Source organism: Vibrio sp. RM-69-4, assembly GCF_024743775.1.
GTDB lineage: Bacteria > Pseudomonadota > Gammaproteobacteria > Enterobacterales > Vibrionaceae > Vibrio > Vibrio anguillarum.
Genome location: NZ_JAMQXI010000017.1, coordinates 271,993 through 288,786 on the forward strand (window position 1 = coordinate 271,993; position 16,794 = coordinate 288,786).

The following is a 16,794-nucleotide window of genomic DNA, read 5'->3' on the forward strand; positions in this document are numbered from 1 at the left end:
TCTATTTTAACAATAAGTTTTAATAATTGTTAACACATATAAGTGTGTGAGTGCTTTGCGCCTCAGCATGAATCCAACCTGTGAGCGATAACAAGATGAATAGTGCACTAACACTAAACAGTACTGATACAAAATCACACGCTGTTGAACGAGAAAAAGAGAACACCAAATCGGAAAACCTTACGGAGTATCTGATTGAGGCGATTGTTGAAGGGCGTATAGCACCGGGCAGCAAGATTTCAGAACCCGAACTCGCCAAACGTTTTCAAGTCAGCCGTGGGCCACTGCGTGAAGCGATAATGCGTGTGGAAGGCTTGGGGTTGATCGAACGTGTTTCACATGTGGGCGCGCGAGTCATTGAGTTATCACCCGGTAAGTTGGTGGAGCTTTATGCAGTACGCGAAGCGCTAGAGGGTATGGCGGCAAGGTTAGCGGCGCGCAACATTTCGCCCTCTGAATTACAAGGGCTAGAGGCGTTATTGTCGACACATTCGAATCATATTGAGCAAGTCGAAGGGGCTTCCTATTTTCATCAACACGGTGATTTTGACTTTCATTACCGCATCATCAAAGCCAGCCGTAATCATAAATTAGTGACTTTATTGTGTGATGAGCTCTATCACTTACTGCGCATGTATCGTTATCAATCGCCACGCTCACATTCACGTCCGAAGGAGGCGTTGGATGAGCACAAATACATTCTACAAGCGATCAAAAACGGCGATGAAGAACTGGCTGAGATGTTGATGCGACGCCATATTTCGGGCAGTCGAATCTTGATTGAACAGCAGATAGTAAAAGAGTAAGCCACAGGGCGGTGGGCAGAAAATAATCATGCCTGCAATGAATCAAACCAAGAACCACGCATAGAGCGGCCTTGAATAAGGGCGATAACCAAGCGATTGATTAGGAGAATCTCATGAGCTTAAGTCAGGGGGCGAAATTTAGACTCGCAGTTCAACAAAATGATCCACTGCAGATTGTCGGCACGATCAATCCCTATTGCGCAATGATGGCCAAACGTTTAGGCCACCAAGCCATTTATCTGTCGGGTGGTGGCATCGCTAACGCTTCGTATGGTTTGCCCGATTTAGGTATCACCACATTAAATGATGTGCTGGTGGATGTTGAGCGCATCACCAATGCGTGTGATTTGCCTTTGCTGGTGGATATTGATACCGGTTTTGGCGGCGCATTTAGCATTGCTCGCACTATCAAAGCGATGGAAAAAGCGGGCGCTGCTGCCGTGCATATGGAAGATCAAGTTGCGCAGAAACGCTGCGGGCACCGCCCTAATAAAGCGATCGTCAGCCAGCAAGAGATGGTTGACCGCGTTAAAGCTGCGGTAGATGCACGAGTGAACCCAGAGTTTGTGATCATGGCGCGTACCGATGCGTTAGCGGTGGAAGGAATTGATAGCGCCATTGAACGTGCCATTGCTTGCGTGCAGGCCGGAGCCGATATGATTTTCCCCGAAGCGATGACCACTCTTGAGCAGTACGATCGTTTCTCCACCGCGCTAAGCGCAGCTTGTGGTAAATCAGTGCCGATTTTAGCCAACATTACTGAGTTTGGTCAGACGCCGCTCTACCCATGTGCAGAACTTGCTCAAGTGAAAGTGGATATGGTGCTTTACCCATTGAGTGCGTTTCGTGCGATGAATAAAGCGGCTGAGAATGTCTATCGCCATTTATTAGAGCAGGGCAACCAACAAGCTTTGCTCGATAGCATGCAAACCCGTAGCGAGCTGTATGACTATCTCAATTACCACGATTACGAAGATAAGCTCGACGAGCTTTTTTCATCAAAGGAATAATAAAAACAAAGGAAAAGGAGTTCAACATGTCAAACGCACCACTGGGCGGCGCAGGTCTGCGCGGTCAAAGCGCGGGAGTCACCGCTTTATGTACTGTCGGAAAAACGGGGACGGGTCTAACTTATCGAGGTTATGACATCACCGATCTTGCCAACCATGCACAGTTTGAAGAGGTCGCTCATCTGTTATTGATTGGCCATTTACCTAATCAAAGTGAACTTGACCAGTACAAAACCCGCTTAATGGGATTACGAGGTTTACCGCAGCCGTTAAAAGCCGCGCTAGAGCTGCTGCCAGCCAGTACACATCCAATGGACGTAATGCGCACTGGCTGTTCAGTTTTAGGCAACCTTGAAACTGAGCACAGTTTTGCTGAGCAGTTGAGTGCGACCGAACGGATGTTGGCACTTTTCCCCGCTATTATCTGTTATTGGTATCATTTCAGCCACCAAGGTATCCGGATTGACACTGAAGATCAAAGCGAAGCATGCATTGGTGGCTACTTCTTAAAAATGCTGACAGGAAAAGCACCGAGCGAGCTGCACAAGCAGGTGATGCATTGCTCATTGATTCTGTACGCAGAGCACGAGTTTAATGCATCAACGTTTGCCGCGCGCGTCTGTGCTTCTACGCTGTCAGATATTCACTCTTGCGTAACTGGGGCGATTGGCACACTGCGTGGTCCGTTGCATGGTGGAGCCAATGAAGCGGCGATGGCGATGATCGAACGCTGGCAAACACCGGACGAAGCTGAGGCCAATATTCTGCAAATGTTGGCTAATAAAGACAAAATTATGGGCTTTGGTCATGCTATTTATCGTGAAAGTGACCCGCGTAACGCATTGATCAAACGTTGGTCAAAAGCGTTATCTGAAGCGGTGGGCGACACGCATTTGTACGCGGTATCAGAACGTGTTGAAGCGGTGATGAAACGTGAGAAAGGCCTATTTTGTAATGCGGATTTCTTCCACGCTTCGGCCTACCATTTTATGGGTATCCCTACGCCATTATTTACCCCTATTTTTGTGATGAGTCGATTAACCGGCTGGGCCGCTCATGTGTTTGAGCAGCGCGCTAATAACCGAATTATTCGCCCAAGTGCCGATTATGACGGCCCTGAACATCAAGAGTGGATACCAATAGAGCAGCGTTAATGGGATGAAATCAAGCCATGCTCCTTTGGTGTATGGTTTGATGGCAGGTAAAACCTAGCTCGCTAGACGATGTTTTGAATAGACAATGTTTCGAATAGACAGTTTTATGGGTGGAATTGATGAGTCATCAAACGATCAACAGCCAATACAAAAAAGTATTACCAGTGACCGCGCTGGAGTATTTTGATGCACGAGAAGCGGTCAATGATATCCAAGCCGGAGCGTATGATCGGCTGCCTTATACCTCACGGATACTGGCGGAAAACTTAGTCCGCCGCTGTGAGCCGCACACATTGGTTGATTCGCTGAAACAGCTGATTGAGCGTAAGCGCGATCTCGACTTCCCGTGGTATCCGGCGCGTGTGGTGTGCCACGACATTTTAGGACAAACCGCTTTAGTGGACTTGGCGGGGTTAAGAGACGCGATCGCTCAGCAAGGCGGTGATCCATCCAAAGTAAACCCTGTGGTGGAAACGCAACTGATTGTCGATCACTCACTCGCGGTTGAACATGCCGGCTTCGAAGCTGACGCGTTTGAAAAAAACCGTGCGATTGAAGATCGCCGCAATGAAGATCGCTTTCACTTCATCGAATGGTGCAAAACCGCCTTTGAAAATGTCAGCGTTATTCCGGCAGGCAATGGCATCATGCACCAGATTAACTTAGAAAAAATGTCGCCCGTCATCCAAGTGAAAAACGGTTTAGCGTTTCCAGATACTTGTGTCGGTACTGACAGCCATACTCCTCATGTCGATTCATTAGGTGTGTTGGCGATTGGCGTCGGTGGGTTAGAAGCCGAAACAGTGATGTTAGGTCGGCCTTCGATGATGCGTCTGCCCGATATTGTCGGCGTTAAACTAACCGGTCAACGCCAAGCGGGGATCACTGCGACCGACATTGTGCTTGCCATTACGGAGTTCTTGCGAAATCAGCGCGTGGTATCTTGTTATCTGGAGTTTTTCGGAGAAGGCGCTCGCGCATTGACGATTGGCGATCGCGCAACGCTTTCCAATATGACACCTGAATATGGTGCAACCGCAGGCATGTTCTATATTGATGAGCAAACCATCAACTATCTCAAACTCACGGGTCGAGACGCACAGCAAGTAGCCTTGGTTGAACAGTACGCTAAGCAAACCGGCTTATGGGCCGATGATTTAATTAAAGCGCAATACGAACGGGTGCTGGAATTTGATCTCTCAAGTGTACAGCGCAATTTAGCCGGGCCTTCGAATCCTCATCGCCGCTTGCCGACAAGCGAACTGACCGAGCGCGGTATTGCGGGGGCGTGGCAAACCAAAGAAGGCGAATTACCTGATGGCGCAGTGATCATCGCCGCCATTACTTCGTGTACCAATACCAGCAATCCGCGCAATGTTGTGGCCGCCGCGTTGCTGGCGAAAAAGGCTAATCAATTGGGTTTGGTTCGCAAACCTTGGGTCAAAACCTCCTTTGCACCGGGCTCAAAAGTAGCCAAACTTTATTTAGAGGAAGCCGGCCTGCTGCCTGAGCTAGAACAGCTCGGTTTTGGCATCGTCGCTTATGCATGCACCACCTGTAATGGCATGAGTGGCGCGCTTGATCCTATGATTGAGCAGCAAATCATTGAACGCGATCTCTATACTACGGCTGTGCTATCAGGTAACCGAAACTTTGATGGCCGCATTCATCCCTATGCGAAACAGGCTTTTCTTGCCTCCCCGCCATTGGTGGTGGCGTATGCACTTGCGGGTACGATTCGTTTTGATATTGAAAAAGACGCGTTGGGAATAGATGCGCAAGGCAAGCCGATTTACCTCAATGACTTATGGCCAACCGATGATGAGATCGATGATGTGGTGGCGCGCCATGTTAAGCCCGAACAGTTCAAACAAATCTACATTCAGATGTTTAAATTAGATGAGCACATGGCCAAACAAAAGCCACTTTATGATTGGCGCCCCATGAGCACTTATATCCGCCGTCCGCCTTATTGGGAAGGTGCGTTAGCGGGTGAACGTCGGCTGTCGGCCATGCGACCTTTGGCGATTTTAGGTGACAACATCACTACGGATCATTTATCGCCATCGAACGCTATTTTAGCGACCAGTGCCGCTGGGGAATATTTGCTCAAAATGGGCGTTCCGGAGCAAGATTTTAACTCCTATGCCACGCATCGTGGTGACCATCTGACCGCGCAACGCGCCACTTTTGCTAACCCCAAACTGTTCAATGAGATGGTGCAAGAGGAGGGCAAAGTAAAGCAAGGTTCGTTAGCGCGTATTGAACCTGAAGGCTTGGTTACCCGCATGTGGGAAGTGATAGAGACTTATATGGATCGTAAGCAGCCATTGATCATTATTGCTGGGGCCGATTATGGGCAAGGTTCGTCACGTGATTGGGCGGCGAAAGGTGTACGTTTGGCGGGAGTTGAAGCCATTGTTGCCGAGGGGTTTGAACGGATCCATCGCACGAATTTAGTCGGGATGGGTGTTCTGCCACTGCAATTTAAAACGGGAACAGACCGCCACACACTGCAACTCGATGGTACTGAGCTTTATGATGTGGTGGGAGATATTAAGCCGAGCGTCGACTTAACCTTGGTGATCACGCGTACGCAAGGCGTAAATAAGGGCGAACAGCAGAAGGTTACGGTGACTTGTCGTTTAGACACGGCTGATGAAGTCAGTGTGTATCAGGCTGGTGGCGTATTGCAGCGTTTTGCGCAAGATTTTCTGGCTCAATGACGCTAAGGATAAAGGAGTATCACGTGAGTAACTCATTAAAAATTCCGGCGATGTATATGCGCGGCGGCACCAGTAAGGGCGTGTTTTTTCGGCTTGAAGATTTACCCAAAGAGGCTCAGCAAGCGGGAGAGGCGCGAGATCAACTGCTGTTGCGTGTCATTGGTAGCCCCGATCCTTATGGCAAACAAATTGATGGCATGGGCGGCGCAAGTTCTAGCACCAGCAAAGCAGTGATTCTCTCCAAAAGTGAGCAAGCCGATCACGATGTCGATTATCTATTCGGCCAAGTTTCGATAGACAAAGCGTTCGTAGATTGGAGCGGCAACTGCGGTAACCTTTCTGCGGCAGTAGGGCCATTTGCGATTCACAGCGGTTTTATCGACCCAGAACGGATCCCTAATAACGGTGTAGTGACGGTTCGCGTTTGGCAAGCCAACATTGGCAAAACCATTCTTATTCATGTGCCAACTGAACAGGGTGAAGTGCAAGAGTGTGGTGATTTCGAACTTGATGGGGTGACTTTTCCCGCCGCCGAAATTGCGGTTGATTTTCTCGATCCTGCCGATGATAGCGGTGTGATGTTCCCAACCGGAAATGTGCTCGACCAACTGCAAATCCCCGGCATGGGAACCTTGAATGCAACGCTCATTAATGCGGGCATTCCGACGATTTTTATCGATGCACACGACATCGGTTATCAAGGTACTGAGCTGCAAGAGGCGATCAACAATGATGATCATGCCTTGGCGATGTTTGAATCGATTCGCGCTTATGGCGCTGTGAAAATGGGTTTGATTGAGCATATTGAACAAGCCCAACTGCGCCAACATACGCCTAAAGTAGCGTTTGTAGCAAAAGCGCAATCCTATTTGTCATCCAGTGGTAAAGCGGTATCGGCGAACGATGTCGATATTGTGGTGCGCGCTCTGTCTATGGGAAAACTGCATCATGCGATGATGGGAACGGCCGCCGTGGCTATCGCTTCAGCGGCCAGTGTCCCTGGGACGTTAGTGAATATGTTGGCGGGCGGTGGAGCAAAAGAATCGGTCACTTTTGGTCATCCATCCGGTACGCTGAAAGTGGGCGCTAAAGCCGTTTTACGAGAGGGTCATTGGGGAATAGAGAAAGCCAGTATGAGCCGCAGCGCGCGGGTGTTAATGGAAGGTTGGGTGCGAGTCCATCGTTAAGCCTCAAATCATGTTAAGGGAAATGTTATGTCGGCATATTTAAAGGAATATCAATGGGCTCAATCTGAACCTGAATCATTTTGGCAGGCTCAAGCTCGGCAGATTGAGTGGTTTGAGTTTCCCCAAACTATCTTACAAAAAGATGAGCATGGCATTGAACGCTGGTTTACCGATGGTGTACTCAATACCTGTTGGTTGGCGCTAGATTTCCATTGTGAACAGGGGCGAGGTGAGCAAACCGCGCTGATTTATGATTCCCCAGTGACCGGAAGAAAGCGTCAATACAGCTATACACAATTACGAGATCAGGTAGCGAAAGTGGCGGGAATGCTGGCAATGCAAGGTGTTGCTAAAGGCGATCGGGTGATCATTTATATGCCAATGATCCCGGAAGCAGTGATGGCGATGCTCGCTTGTGCACGGCTTGGCGCGATTCACTCTGTCGTTTTTGGCGGTTTTGCACCCAATGAATTAGCGGTACGTATTGAAGATGCTGAACCGAAAGTGATTATGACGGCATCTTGCGGTATCGAAATCAATAAGATTTTACCCTACAAACCCTTAGTTGACCGTGCCATTTTAGACAGCAAATGGAAGCCGGAAAAAGTGGTGGTGTTACAACGCTCGGAGCATGTGGCTGACTTAAATAATGAGCGAGATCTAGAGTGGAATCGAGCCGTTAAAGAAGCACCGTCGCATGATTGTGTGCCGGTTTTGGCGACCGATCCGCTTTATATTCTTTACACATCAGGTACGACAGGCAAACCCAAAGGGGTGGTGCGCGACAACGGTGGTCATGCAGTCGCGATGAAGTACTCCATGTCAACCATCTACAATATGCCTCAACAAGGTGTTTTTTGGGCTGCGTCGGACGTGGGGTGGGTAGTCGGTCACTCTTACATTGTTTATGCGCCCTTGATTCACGGTTGCACCACTATTTTGTATGAAGGTAAACCGGTACGCACACCCGATCCGGCTGCATTTTGGCGAGTGTGCCAAGAGTATAAGGTGGACGTACTTTTTTCTGCGCCTACCGCCTTTCGCGCCATCAAAAAAGAAGATCCCAATGGCGATCTACTCAAACATTATGATTTATCCACTTTAACCAATATTTTTATGGCCGGAGAGCGTCTTGACCCGCCGACACTTGAATGGGTAGAGCAGCACACTCAAAAGCCAGTAGTTGACCATTGGTGGCAAACCGAAACCGGTTGGGCGATTGCTGGAAATCCGATAGGACTTGAGTCGATGCCAATTAAAGCGGGGTCAGCAACGAAACCGATACCTGGCTATCAGGTTGAGATTCTCAATGAGCTAGGTGAAGTGATGCCCGCCAATCAACAAGGGTTTGTGGCGTTGAAACGCCCCTTACCACCAAGTTGTTTAGCGACGGTATGGCGAGATCACGAACGATTTGAGTCCGGTTACCTTGCTCAATTTGACGGTTACTATGTTTCTGGTGATGGTGGCTATTTGGATGAAGAGGGTTATCTCTTCATCATGGGGCGAATTGATGATGTGATAAACGTTGCAGGCCATCGTTTATCTACGGGGGAGATGGAAGAAATCGTCGGTGCTCATCCTGCGGTTGCCGAATGTGCTGTAGTTGGAGTGTATGACGAGCTGAAAGGGCAGTTGCCGTTAGGGTTGGTGGTGCTTAAAGATGGCGTTAAGGTGGATGAGCGCGAGTTGGAACAAGAACTTGTTAACAAAGTGCGCAGTGAAATTGGTGCGGTAGCGTGCTTTAAGCATGCGTTAATTGTTGATCGTTTACCCAAAACGCGCTCTGGTAAAATTCTGCGTCGCGTCATTCGACAAATTGCCGATGGCGAAGAGTATGCTGTCCCTTCAACAATTGATGACCCAATGAGCTTGAGTGAGTTAGAAAAAGCGCTCCATCACTAGCGGCTACCTTATAGTTGACGATTAATCGAGGCGCCTCAGATGAATGAGGCGTTTTCATTACCAATTTGTCATCCGCATTTTATTTGTTTCTCTTAGTTCATCGGTCTTATTTCTAAGACGAAATTAGCGCTCAATTGAACAAAAACGCTACGCATGAAGATATATTTTTTAATCACTATCTTATAGAATCACGGCCAAAGCTTTATTCATTCAGAGCGCGAAATATGTCGTTAGTTATCATAACTCCTGCTTGTGATCGTGATTTACCGCAACTGAATCAGTTGATGTATGACCTTCATCATGAGCATCACCTTGCTTGCCCTGAGCATTTCAAAACAGCAGAAGAGATTGAACAAGAAAAAAGTATTGCTCGTTATTTAGATGATCCGGAATGTTTGGTTTACGTTGCCAAAATAGACAGTCAAATTGTGGGATTTATATCGGGTCACTTTTGCGAGTTAATTTCAAGCGTGAGCAAAGCGGTACCAATGGGCAGTATTGATGAGCTTTACGTTGAGCCACAATATCGTCAGCAGCATATCGCACAGCAGCTGTTTCAAAAAATGGAACAGACATTAAAAGAGTACGGTATTACCCAAGTATTTGTCGAAGTGTGGGATTTTAACCAAGGAGCGCAATCTTTTTATCAACGTTCTGGTTTTTCATCGCATATACATTGGTTAAGAAAGTCAATCGATAGCAAGTAATTCGATAATAATAATCATGGATTTTTAATGTGTTAAAACAGTTTTCATTGTTGAGTGTCTGTTTGCTGTCGTTGTTCTGGTCAAGTGTTGGTGTCGCTCAACAACCCGTAACGCTACCAGATAATATTCGTGGTGCTCTATGCCTAGTTAAAGCCGATCATAAGATCGTGCTCGTTAACGAGGTGATCACCAAGCAGATTTCATTGCCAGGAGGGACGATATCTCCCGGTGAATCTCCAGAATTGGCCGCGCAAAGAGAAACATGGGAAGAAACGGGCCTTGTTGTAACGGTAGGCCGCATGTTGGGGTATACGGATACGGCTGTCGTTTACAGCTGTCGCAGTGATTCCGATGTGATTGCTTTTGAGTCAAAAAATAGCCGTAATGGACATGAGTTGCCTATTTGGTTTGCTCCTCATTATGGTGTCGAGGTTGCTAGCGCAATGCTGATCGATCCGTATCGTATTGATGCAAGTCAGTATCGTTACCCTGAGCAATGGGATCGGATCAAAACCATGTATCAAGAAGCGGATAGCCAACCCGTGATTTATGTAGAGAATCTGGTTTCTGCTGCGCCTCGGTTTCACCAAATCGAATTAGGCTGGATGATGAAATTGCAGAATACGGTCGCGGAATGGCCGTATACGCTGAGTTCGTCGATTTATCAAATCGCAGTATGGATCACCAAATTGACGGATCCTTTATTGCTGATAGTTTTGTTTCCAGTGATTGCCTGTTATCTGGGTAAAGAGTCTGTTTATAAGATATTTTTTGTGGTTACCGTGAGTTCATTGTTGTCATTAGGCGCTCAGCAAGGATTTGCATTACCAAGACCCCATGCCTATATACCATTGTTGGAACTTTGCCAAAGTTACGGGTACGGTTTTCCAAGTTTACCGATTGCAGTTTGGTTTGGTGTAGGGATATCACTATTGCGAGCTTTTGATCATCTCGATTTCAACCGAATGTTTGTGGGTTTTATCGTGTTGATGGGGCTATTAATGTTGGCCAAATTCTATATTGGGGAAGCCTTCATCAGCGATATGGTGATAGGTGGATTGTTGGGCGCTCTGGTCGCGTGGCATATTGTTCGTTTAGATGAACAATCTTATACCGACGTCAGAACACTGCTGGGTTCGCGTGGGGTATGGTGGGGTTTAACGATCACGGTTGCACTGCTGGCTATGATCTGGCCCTTGCCTAGTTTCACCGCTTGGTTAGCCATTTTGCTGACGGCATCGGCTTTAGTTATGACAAAGAGCACTGAACCACTACACATCACTCTTCAACGAATGTGGCTGCTGATCATTTTGTTATTAGCACTCAATCAAGTGGTGTTATTTGGTGCCACGCTCGTTTCATACAGCAGTATTTTCTCTTTAATGGTTGAGACGCTCCGCTTGCCACTACTCATGCTCATCTTTGCATGGTTCATGCGAAAATGCCGTGCTTAACTTGGTTGTTTAGTCAACATCCCGATTAAAGACGCCTCGACTGAGGCGTCTTTAATGCCTATTCGTGAGACTCACCGAGTACAAATTTTTCTATAGCAACTGCCACACCATCGTCGTCGTTACTGAGTGTAATATAGTCCGCTAGCTGCTTAGTTTGTTCCATCGCATTTGCCATTGCAATTCCAAGTCCTGCGTATTGCAGCATGTGATGATCATTTTCAGCATCTCCCATACAAATAATGTGTTTAGCCTCGATCCCCAAGTGATCGGCAATCGCTTTGACACCGACGCCTTTATTACTTTGTGTGTTTAAGAATTCAAGAAAGAATGGTGCACTTTGTACAATAGTAAACTGCTGATAGAGCTCCGGAGGAAGTTGTTCAATGGCTTTCTGTAGCAAGCTCGGCTCTGCCACAATCATTGCTTTGATGATGGGATGATCATCTTCAAGCTGTTCAAAATCCATTTCCGTGATCGGCAGTCCGTTGATTCTTGCTTCAAGCTCGGTATATTCACTGATTTTAGGCGTGATCAGACCATGAACTTGGCTAAAGGCGTGCGTATTCACGTTAAGTTGGTTAGCAAGGTTAGCGACTAATTTTGCAGAGCGGCCATCGATAATTTTGTGATGAATAATTTCACCACTGCCAATGTTTTGAACCATTGAACCATTATAGTAAAGGACAAAATCCTCATTTGAGTTTAAATGCAGTTCTTGCAACTTATCGCGCATGCCATCAATGGGACGTCCAGACGCCAGCACCACTTTTATGCCTTTTTCACGAGCTTTGGCTATAGCCTGTTTTGTTCTGGCTGTGATCTGTTTTTGGCTATTGAGAAGAGTACCGTCCATATCTAAAGCGATGAGTTTATACATGACTTACCTAAATTAAGTGAAGAAGAAAGCCAGCAGCTTATGCAAGTTGAGATGTGATCGCCACTGATTTAGTCAAATTTTTACGCACGTGATGGGTTTAGTTTGACCTAAGGCAAGGCATCTATTAAGGTCAGCGACCTGCATTTTTTGATATTGAGTTAGGCTGAGTTTACGTTGTACAAAATTAATGAAATGTTTGAGACCATTCAAGGTGAAGGCGTGCATACTGGCGTTCCTGCGGTTTTTATTCGTTTGCAAGAATGCCCAGTGGGATGCGCTTGGTGCGATACAAAGCAGACGTGGGATGCAACGCCGCAAGATGAACGCCCAATCAATGACGTGCTAGCCAAAACCCAAGATAGCCCAACTTGGTGCTCAGTCAGTGCAGAAGAGATGGTGTCGCTCTATAAAACACAGGGTTATCATGCTAAACATATTGTAATTACGGGCGGTGAACCGTGTATTTATGATCTGCGTCCACTTGCGCAAGCATTTGAGGCAATGGGATGTCACATTCAAATTGAAACCAGCGGCACATTCCCGGTTCAAACCTCGGCAAATGCATGGGTGACAGTGTCACCAAAAGTTGCAATGAAGGGCAAACTGCCTGTACTCGATTCAGCTCTGTTAAGAGCAAATGAGATCAAGCACCCCGTCGCAACGGCTAAAGATATTGAACAGCTAGATGCGTTATTGCTGCGAGCGCAAGTTCCTGATTCAACAGTGATTGCTTTACAGCCTATTAGTCAGAAAGAGCGGGCAACCCAATTGTGCATTGAAACATGCATTGCGAGGAACTGGCGTTTATCGATTCAAACGCATAAATATTTAAGTATTGCCTGAGGAGAGGAAAATGAAAAAAGCCGTTGTGGTATTTAGTGGTGGCCAAGATTCAACAACCTGTTTGGTTCAGGCATTAAAAGAGTTTGATGAAGTGCACGCCATCACCTTTGATTATGGCCAACGCCATAAACTCGAGATTGAGGTTGCCAGCACCTTAGCGAAAAAGTTAGGTGTAGCTGCACATAAAGTCATGGATGTAAGCTTACTCAATGAGTTAGCGATCAGTTCACTCACTCGTGACGATATTCCAGTATCACACGAGTTACAAGAGAATGGGTTACCGAACTCGTTTGTGCCGGGGCGTAACATTCTGTTTTTGACCCTTGCGGGTATTTACGCGTATCAAATAGGCGCAGATGAGGTGATTACTGGTGTTTGTGAAACAGACTTTTCTGGCTATCCGGATTGCCGAAATGATTTTGTTAAAGCGATGAACAGTGCTTTGGTGCAAGGGATGGATCGCCCATTCAACATTCGTACTCCTTTAATGTGGCTAAACAAAGCAGAAACTTGGGCATTGGCGGATCAACATGATGCTCTCGAACTCATAAGACACGAAACACTGACTTGTTATAACGGTATTATTGGTGATGGTTGTGGCGATTGCCCATCATGTGAGCTACGTAAAGCGGGTTTAAACGATTATTTAGTAAACAAAGCGTTGGTGATGAATGCGCTTCACCAAAAGCAAACTGTAACTTTATGATGTATCTAATAATCAACGTATAGATCAAGTGAAATTTAAACGGGTGTTCTAGTGTTTGCGAATGGAATAGCGTGCAAATAGAACACCCATTATTTAGCTCAAGGTACTAAATAGTTCAAGGCACTAAAGGTACATTTTGGCCAAATCTGCAGGTTCTACTTCTTTACCTTCTAAGCTTGCATTCCAGTTGGTGCCAATTAACACACCATCTTCATCAAGGGTAATCAACCAATCTTCTACGAAAATATCGAGAGGGATTTCTAACACTTCGAAGTCAGACCACTCTTCAACGTTGTGAGTTTGTGCATCTTCTTTGGTTGACCAAAAGGGCATAACTTCACTACTTTCAAATTCTGTCGAGTCGCATGCCAGCCAACCATCTTCATTTTTTAAGCCCCATACTAGTTGGGTCTCTTTTGTTTGTTCAATAAACAATTCTAAGTTTGCTTGAAGGTCAGCAGTTAATTTGCTCATTATCTTTATCTCATAAGGTGATGACGCGCAAGGATAGCATTTTGTGCTAGTAAACTCATTACAATTTTAGACAGAAAAAAGGGGCGAACACGCCCCAATCCTCGATAAATATCGATTTCAACGCTTGCGTTTGGTGAAAATGGTCCACTCTTCTTTCACCGAACCTTTGTGGCCGACGACAGTGGCGACAACTTTTCTATTCATCGCATGGCTAATATCATCATCACCATTTTCTGTCAGTTCAGTATCACCAAAACCAACAATACGGACACGAGTATGGCTAATGCCGTAACTAACAAGCGCCTTCTCGACATTATAAGCTCGGTTTTTCGATAACTCTAAGTTATAACCTGGATTCCCAACCTTACTGGCATAACCTTGTAATTCAATCGAAGCTGAAGGGTATTGCTTGAGAAAATTGGCCATTGACCGTATTTGACTTAGAAACACAGGGTTGACTATTGCTGAATCATTCGCAAACAGAATTCTAAGCTGGAGTTGCTCTTCGGTTTTAATGAAAGTGCCACAACCATCATTATCGATCTCTGACTTCAATGGTGTTTCGGGGCACAAATCTCTGGCATTAATCACGCCGTCAAAATCATCGTCACGTAAATCGTCTATTTGATCAGCGAGTGGCATATCAATATATGGATAATCATCTCTAGCAGATGAAGCCGTCGAGGTGATAAAGAGTAAGCTCGCTATCATTGGCCATAAGTATTTCAACATGTTAGTACTCCACCGCATCATGCCACTCTTTGGGTGTATCCACTCTCAACGAACTCAACAATGACCCAGTTGCATTCATAACACGGTATTTTGCATACTGTTCATCGTATTTGGCATCGAGATAACCTTTTCTTGCTTCGAAAAGCTCATTTTCAGTATTCAACACATCCAATAGTGTTCGCTTGCCGAGCTTATATTGTTTTTCATAAGCAATAACCGTATCTGAAGCAGAATCAACATGATCGGCTAAAAATTCTTTTTGTTGTAATGTCAAATCAAGAGCGCTCCAAGATAAACGCAACCCCTCTTCAACACTACGATAAGTCCGATCTCTTAAATCTTTCGCTTTGTTCATTTGGTAGGCTGCACTGTCGGTGCGCGCAGAATCTGAACCACCATTGTACAGGTTGTAACGCATCCTAATCATGGCCGAGAATTCATCGCTGCTACCTTCTATCCCACCGGCATCATCACGCCATGTTTGTGCAGCTTCGAAAGATAACGTTGGGTAATTTGTTCCCTGAGTTTGTTTATATTGAAACTTTGCGGAATCAACATCGGCTTGCGCTACTTTGATGACCGGGTGATCTTGGTAGGCTTTTTCTAAAGCGTCATCAACGGTAAAAGGCAAAGCAGAATGGTCTGCTCTAGGGAAAATTAAATCTTGAGGAGGTTGACCTACCAACCGTTTAAACTGGGTATGTATATCAAACAGATTATTCTGTGCAGCTAAAAGATTGCCATGGGCTTTAGCTAAACGAGCTTCAACCTGAGAAAGATCAGCGGTTGAACCAATGCCTGATTCCACACGCTTTTGTATATCACGATATATTTTCTTATGTACTGAGAGGTTGCTTTCAGAAAGTGTCAGTATTTCAAACGCTTTCGTTGCATCGAGATACACCTTAGTGACCTCTAATGCGATATCTTGAGCGTCAGCTAAGAGTTGGAAACGAACCGATTCGGCATCAGCCGAAGTACGATCAATATCGTTTAAAGTCGAAGAACCATCCCAAATCAGTTGGGTTAAGGTAATGGTGGCTTCTTTACGAGTAAGTTCATTTTCAGTACCAGAGGCTAAATCAACCGCTTCGTAGCCAATACCAGCATCGAGATCGATCCTTGGAAGGTAAGCACCAGAAGAGGCTTCGCTATTATAGCGCTTACTCACATATTCGTTATATGCACTTTTAATATTTGGATTGGTTGCAAGCGTTATTGACACCGCTTGCTCAAGAGTCTGGCTATATACAGAGATCGGGAAGCTGAGTGCGATGGCGTAGCTCAACGTTTTCATTTTCATCCAATTCACTTGGGCACTCCTCTAGGGACTTCTACTTCTTTTAAGCCGCAATAGTACGGCATTAGCTGTTGCATTATCGAGACGCTTGATGGAAAAACGCAACAAAATAACATTAAATTCTCATCAGTAAACAGCAACATATTCATTACATTCGTGATTTTAGCAAAGAATCATACACCAAATCATCAATTAACATTTATTAAACATTGTTGATTGTTTTTATAATAAAGTACATCTTTAGTGTGATATTGATTCAAACTATAAATGTATGACTTAAGTCTCCACCTACGTCACATAAGAAAGTGTAAAAATGGTTTTTCCTTTGTATTACAGGTGTTAAATGCTAATTTATTACCATTAGAAATGACAAATTACGTAGCAAAGATGTAGGAATGTAAACAGTCGCATCGTTGTGAATTCGGAAGTTATTAGAGGCATTATATGGAACTTGGTTCTTTTTCTTTAGGTACAACATTAACTTTCGGTCAGATGATCGTTGTGGATGCAAATGGCAATGTACGGGTGCTTCAGCCAGGAGAAAAAACCTTGCCTGGTGAAATAATCATCAGTGCCAGTAACGCTACCCCAAACGATGTAGGCAATAATAATGATGTACAAATATCAAGAGTTAACGCCGATGGTCGCAACGTAGATATAACTAATGACATCAATGAAATTTTCGCAGCATTAGAGCAAGGCCAAGACCCAACACAGCTAGGCGAAGATCTTGCAACTGCAGCGGGTGAATCGAACGGTTCAAGCCCGACGGGCTCAGTTAGCATCGCTCGCGACGCTTCGGAAACCATAGCCGCAACAGAATTCTCCACGTCAGCACTCACCGCGCTAGGCCTCTCTGAAACACAAAGTTTAACGCTATTAGAAGGCTATTCTCAAAGTGTTTTAGGGTCAA

General features: G+C 45.7%; 15 protein-coding genes. 11 read left to right on the forward strand and 4 right to left on the reverse strand.

Going from position 1 to position 16,794, the window contains the following annotated elements:
- Positions 1-95: 95 nt before the first annotated feature.
- From NB504_RS02380 to NB504_RS02415, 8 genes are all read left to right on the forward strand, one after another.
- The gene (locus NB504_RS02380) at positions 96-806 is read left to right on the forward strand and encodes a GntR family transcriptional regulator (protein WP_026028009.1); all 711 of its coding nucleotides are present in this window, start codon (positions 96-98) and stop codon (positions 804-806) included.
- A gap of 113 nt (positions 807-919) precedes the next feature.
- On the forward strand, positions 920-1,816 hold the full coding sequence (gene prpB / locus NB504_RS02385) for a methylisocitrate lyase (RefSeq protein ID WP_017046149.1): 897 nt from the start codon (positions 920-922) through the stop codon (positions 1,814-1,816).
- A gap of 26 nt (positions 1,817-1,842) precedes the next feature.
- A complete protein-coding gene (gene prpC / locus NB504_RS02390; protein ID WP_258428178.1) occupies positions 1,843-2,970 on the forward strand; it encodes a 2-methylcitrate synthase in 1,128 nt (375 codons plus the stop codon).
- A 119-nt stretch (positions 2,971-3,089) separates the two neighbouring features.
- Complete coding sequence (gene acnD / locus NB504_RS02395) at positions 3,090-5,696, forward strand: Fe/S-dependent 2-methylisocitrate dehydratase AcnD (protein WP_258428179.1); 2,607 nt, start codon at positions 3,090-3,092, stop codon at positions 5,694-5,696.
- Positions 5,693-6,883 carry a 2-methylaconitate cis-trans isomerase PrpF gene (prpF, locus tag NB504_RS02400; RefSeq protein ID WP_258428180.1) on the forward strand — a complete coding sequence of 397 codons (1,191 nt, stop codon included), beginning with the start codon at positions 5,693-5,695 and terminating at the stop codon, positions 6,881-6,883. The genes acnD and prpF overlap by 4 nt, the downstream gene beginning before the upstream one ends.
- Before the next feature lie 27 nt (positions 6,884-6,910).
- Positions 6,911-8,788 carry a propionyl-CoA synthetase gene (locus tag NB504_RS02405; protein ID WP_258428181.1) on the forward strand — a complete coding sequence of 626 codons (1,878 nt, stop codon included), beginning with the start codon at positions 6,911-6,913 and terminating at the stop codon, positions 8,786-8,788.
- Between the two features lie 224 nt (positions 8,789-9,012).
- Entirely contained in the window at positions 9,013-9,495 is a 483-nt protein-coding gene (locus NB504_RS02410) for a GNAT family N-acetyltransferase (RefSeq protein ID WP_017046144.1), read from the forward strand.
- Positions 9,496-9,524: 29 nt separating this feature from the next.
- Complete coding sequence (locus NB504_RS02415; protein ID WP_258428182.1) at positions 9,525-10,949, forward strand: bifunctional NUDIX hydrolase/phosphatase PAP2 family protein; 1,425 nt, start codon at positions 9,525-9,527, stop codon at positions 10,947-10,949.
- A gap of 58 nt (positions 10,950-11,007) precedes the next feature.
- Here the strand turns inward: NB504_RS02415 and yidA are convergent, their stop codons facing one another.
- Positions 11,008-11,826 carry a sugar-phosphatase gene (gene yidA / locus NB504_RS02420; RefSeq protein WP_258428183.1) on the reverse strand — a complete coding sequence of 273 codons (819 nt, stop codon included), beginning with the start codon at positions 11,824-11,826 and terminating at the stop codon, positions 11,008-11,010.
- Positions 11,827-12,018: 192 nt separating this feature from the next.
- On the opposite strand from yidA, the gene queE reads away from it, so the two are divergent.
- Both queE and queC read left to right on the forward strand, forming a co-directional pair.
- Positions 12,019-12,669 carry a 7-carboxy-7-deazaguanine synthase QueE gene (queE, locus tag NB504_RS02425; RefSeq protein WP_176429668.1) on the forward strand — a complete coding sequence of 217 codons (651 nt, stop codon included), beginning with the start codon at positions 12,019-12,021 and terminating at the stop codon, positions 12,667-12,669.
- Between the two features lie 10 nt (positions 12,670-12,679).
- Positions 12,680-13,375, forward strand: coding sequence for a 7-cyano-7-deazaguanine synthase QueC (gene queC / locus NB504_RS02430; protein ID WP_170935186.1), 696 nt, complete (start codon positions 12,680-12,682; stop codon positions 13,373-13,375).
- Positions 13,376-13,498: 123 nt separating this feature from the next.
- Here the strand turns inward: queC and NB504_RS02435 are convergent, their stop codons facing one another.
- From NB504_RS02435 to NB504_RS02445, 3 genes are all read right to left on the reverse strand, one after another.
- Complete coding sequence (locus tag NB504_RS02435; protein ID WP_013856942.1) at positions 13,499-13,849, reverse strand: DUF2750 domain-containing protein; 351 nt, start codon at positions 13,847-13,849, stop codon at positions 13,499-13,501.
- A gap of 117 nt (positions 13,850-13,966) precedes the next feature.
- Complete coding sequence (locus NB504_RS02440; protein WP_258428184.1) at positions 13,967-14,602, reverse strand: OmpA family protein; 636 nt, start codon at positions 14,600-14,602, stop codon at positions 13,967-13,969.
- Positions 14,583-15,893, reverse strand: coding sequence for a TolC family outer membrane protein (locus NB504_RS02445; RefSeq protein ID WP_258428185.1), 1,311 nt, complete (start codon positions 15,891-15,893; stop codon positions 14,583-14,585). Before NB504_RS02445 ends, NB504_RS02440 begins: the two co-directional genes overlap by 20 nt.
- Positions 15,894-16,325: 432 nt before the next feature.
- Between NB504_RS02445 and NB504_RS02450 the strand changes: the two genes are divergently transcribed.
- Positions 16,326-16,794, forward strand: a 469-nt coding sequence (locus NB504_RS02450) for a retention module-containing protein (RefSeq protein ID WP_258428186.1), incomplete at its 3' end; no start/stop codon positions are given.

Bases quoted from the DNA above. Each gene is read 5' to 3' on its own strand.
- NB504_RS02380 (WP_026028009.1), top strand. From the start codon at position 96: ATGAATAGTGCACTAACACTAAACAGTACTGATACAAAATCACACGCT.
- prpB (WP_017046149.1), top strand. From the start codon at position 920: ATGAGCTTAAGTCAGGGGGCGAAATTTAGACTCGCAGTTCAACAAAAT.
- prpC (WP_258428178.1), top strand. From the start codon at position 1,843: ATGTCAAACGCACCACTGGGCGGCGCAGGTCTGCGCGGTCAAAGCGCG.
- acnD (WP_258428179.1), top strand. From the start codon at position 3,090: ATGAGTCATCAAACGATCAACAGCCAATACAAAAAAGTATTACCAGTG.
- prpF (WP_258428180.1), top strand. From the start codon at position 5,693: ATGACGCTAAGGATAAAGGAGTATCACGTGAGTAACTCATTAAAAATT.
- NB504_RS02405 (WP_258428181.1), top strand. From the start codon at position 6,911: ATGTCGGCATATTTAAAGGAATATCAATGGGCTCAATCTGAACCTGAA.
- NB504_RS02410 (WP_017046144.1), top strand. From the start codon at position 9,013: ATGTCGTTAGTTATCATAACTCCTGCTTGTGATCGTGATTTACCGCAA.
- yidA (WP_258428183.1), bottom strand. From the start codon at position 11,826: ATGTATAAACTCATCGCTTTAGATATGGACGGTACTCTTCTCAATAGC.
- queE (WP_176429668.1), top strand. From the start codon at position 12,019: ATGTTTGAGACCATTCAAGGTGAAGGCGTGCATACTGGCGTTCCTGCG.
- queC (WP_170935186.1), top strand. From the start codon at position 12,680: ATGAAAAAAGCCGTTGTGGTATTTAGTGGTGGCCAAGATTCAACAACC.
- NB504_RS02435 (WP_013856942.1), bottom strand. From the start codon at position 13,849: ATGAGCAAATTAACTGCTGACCTTCAAGCAAACTTAGAATTGTTTATT.
- NB504_RS02440 (WP_258428184.1), bottom strand. From the start codon at position 14,602: ATGATGCGGTGGAGTACTAACATGTTGAAATACTTATGGCCAATGATA.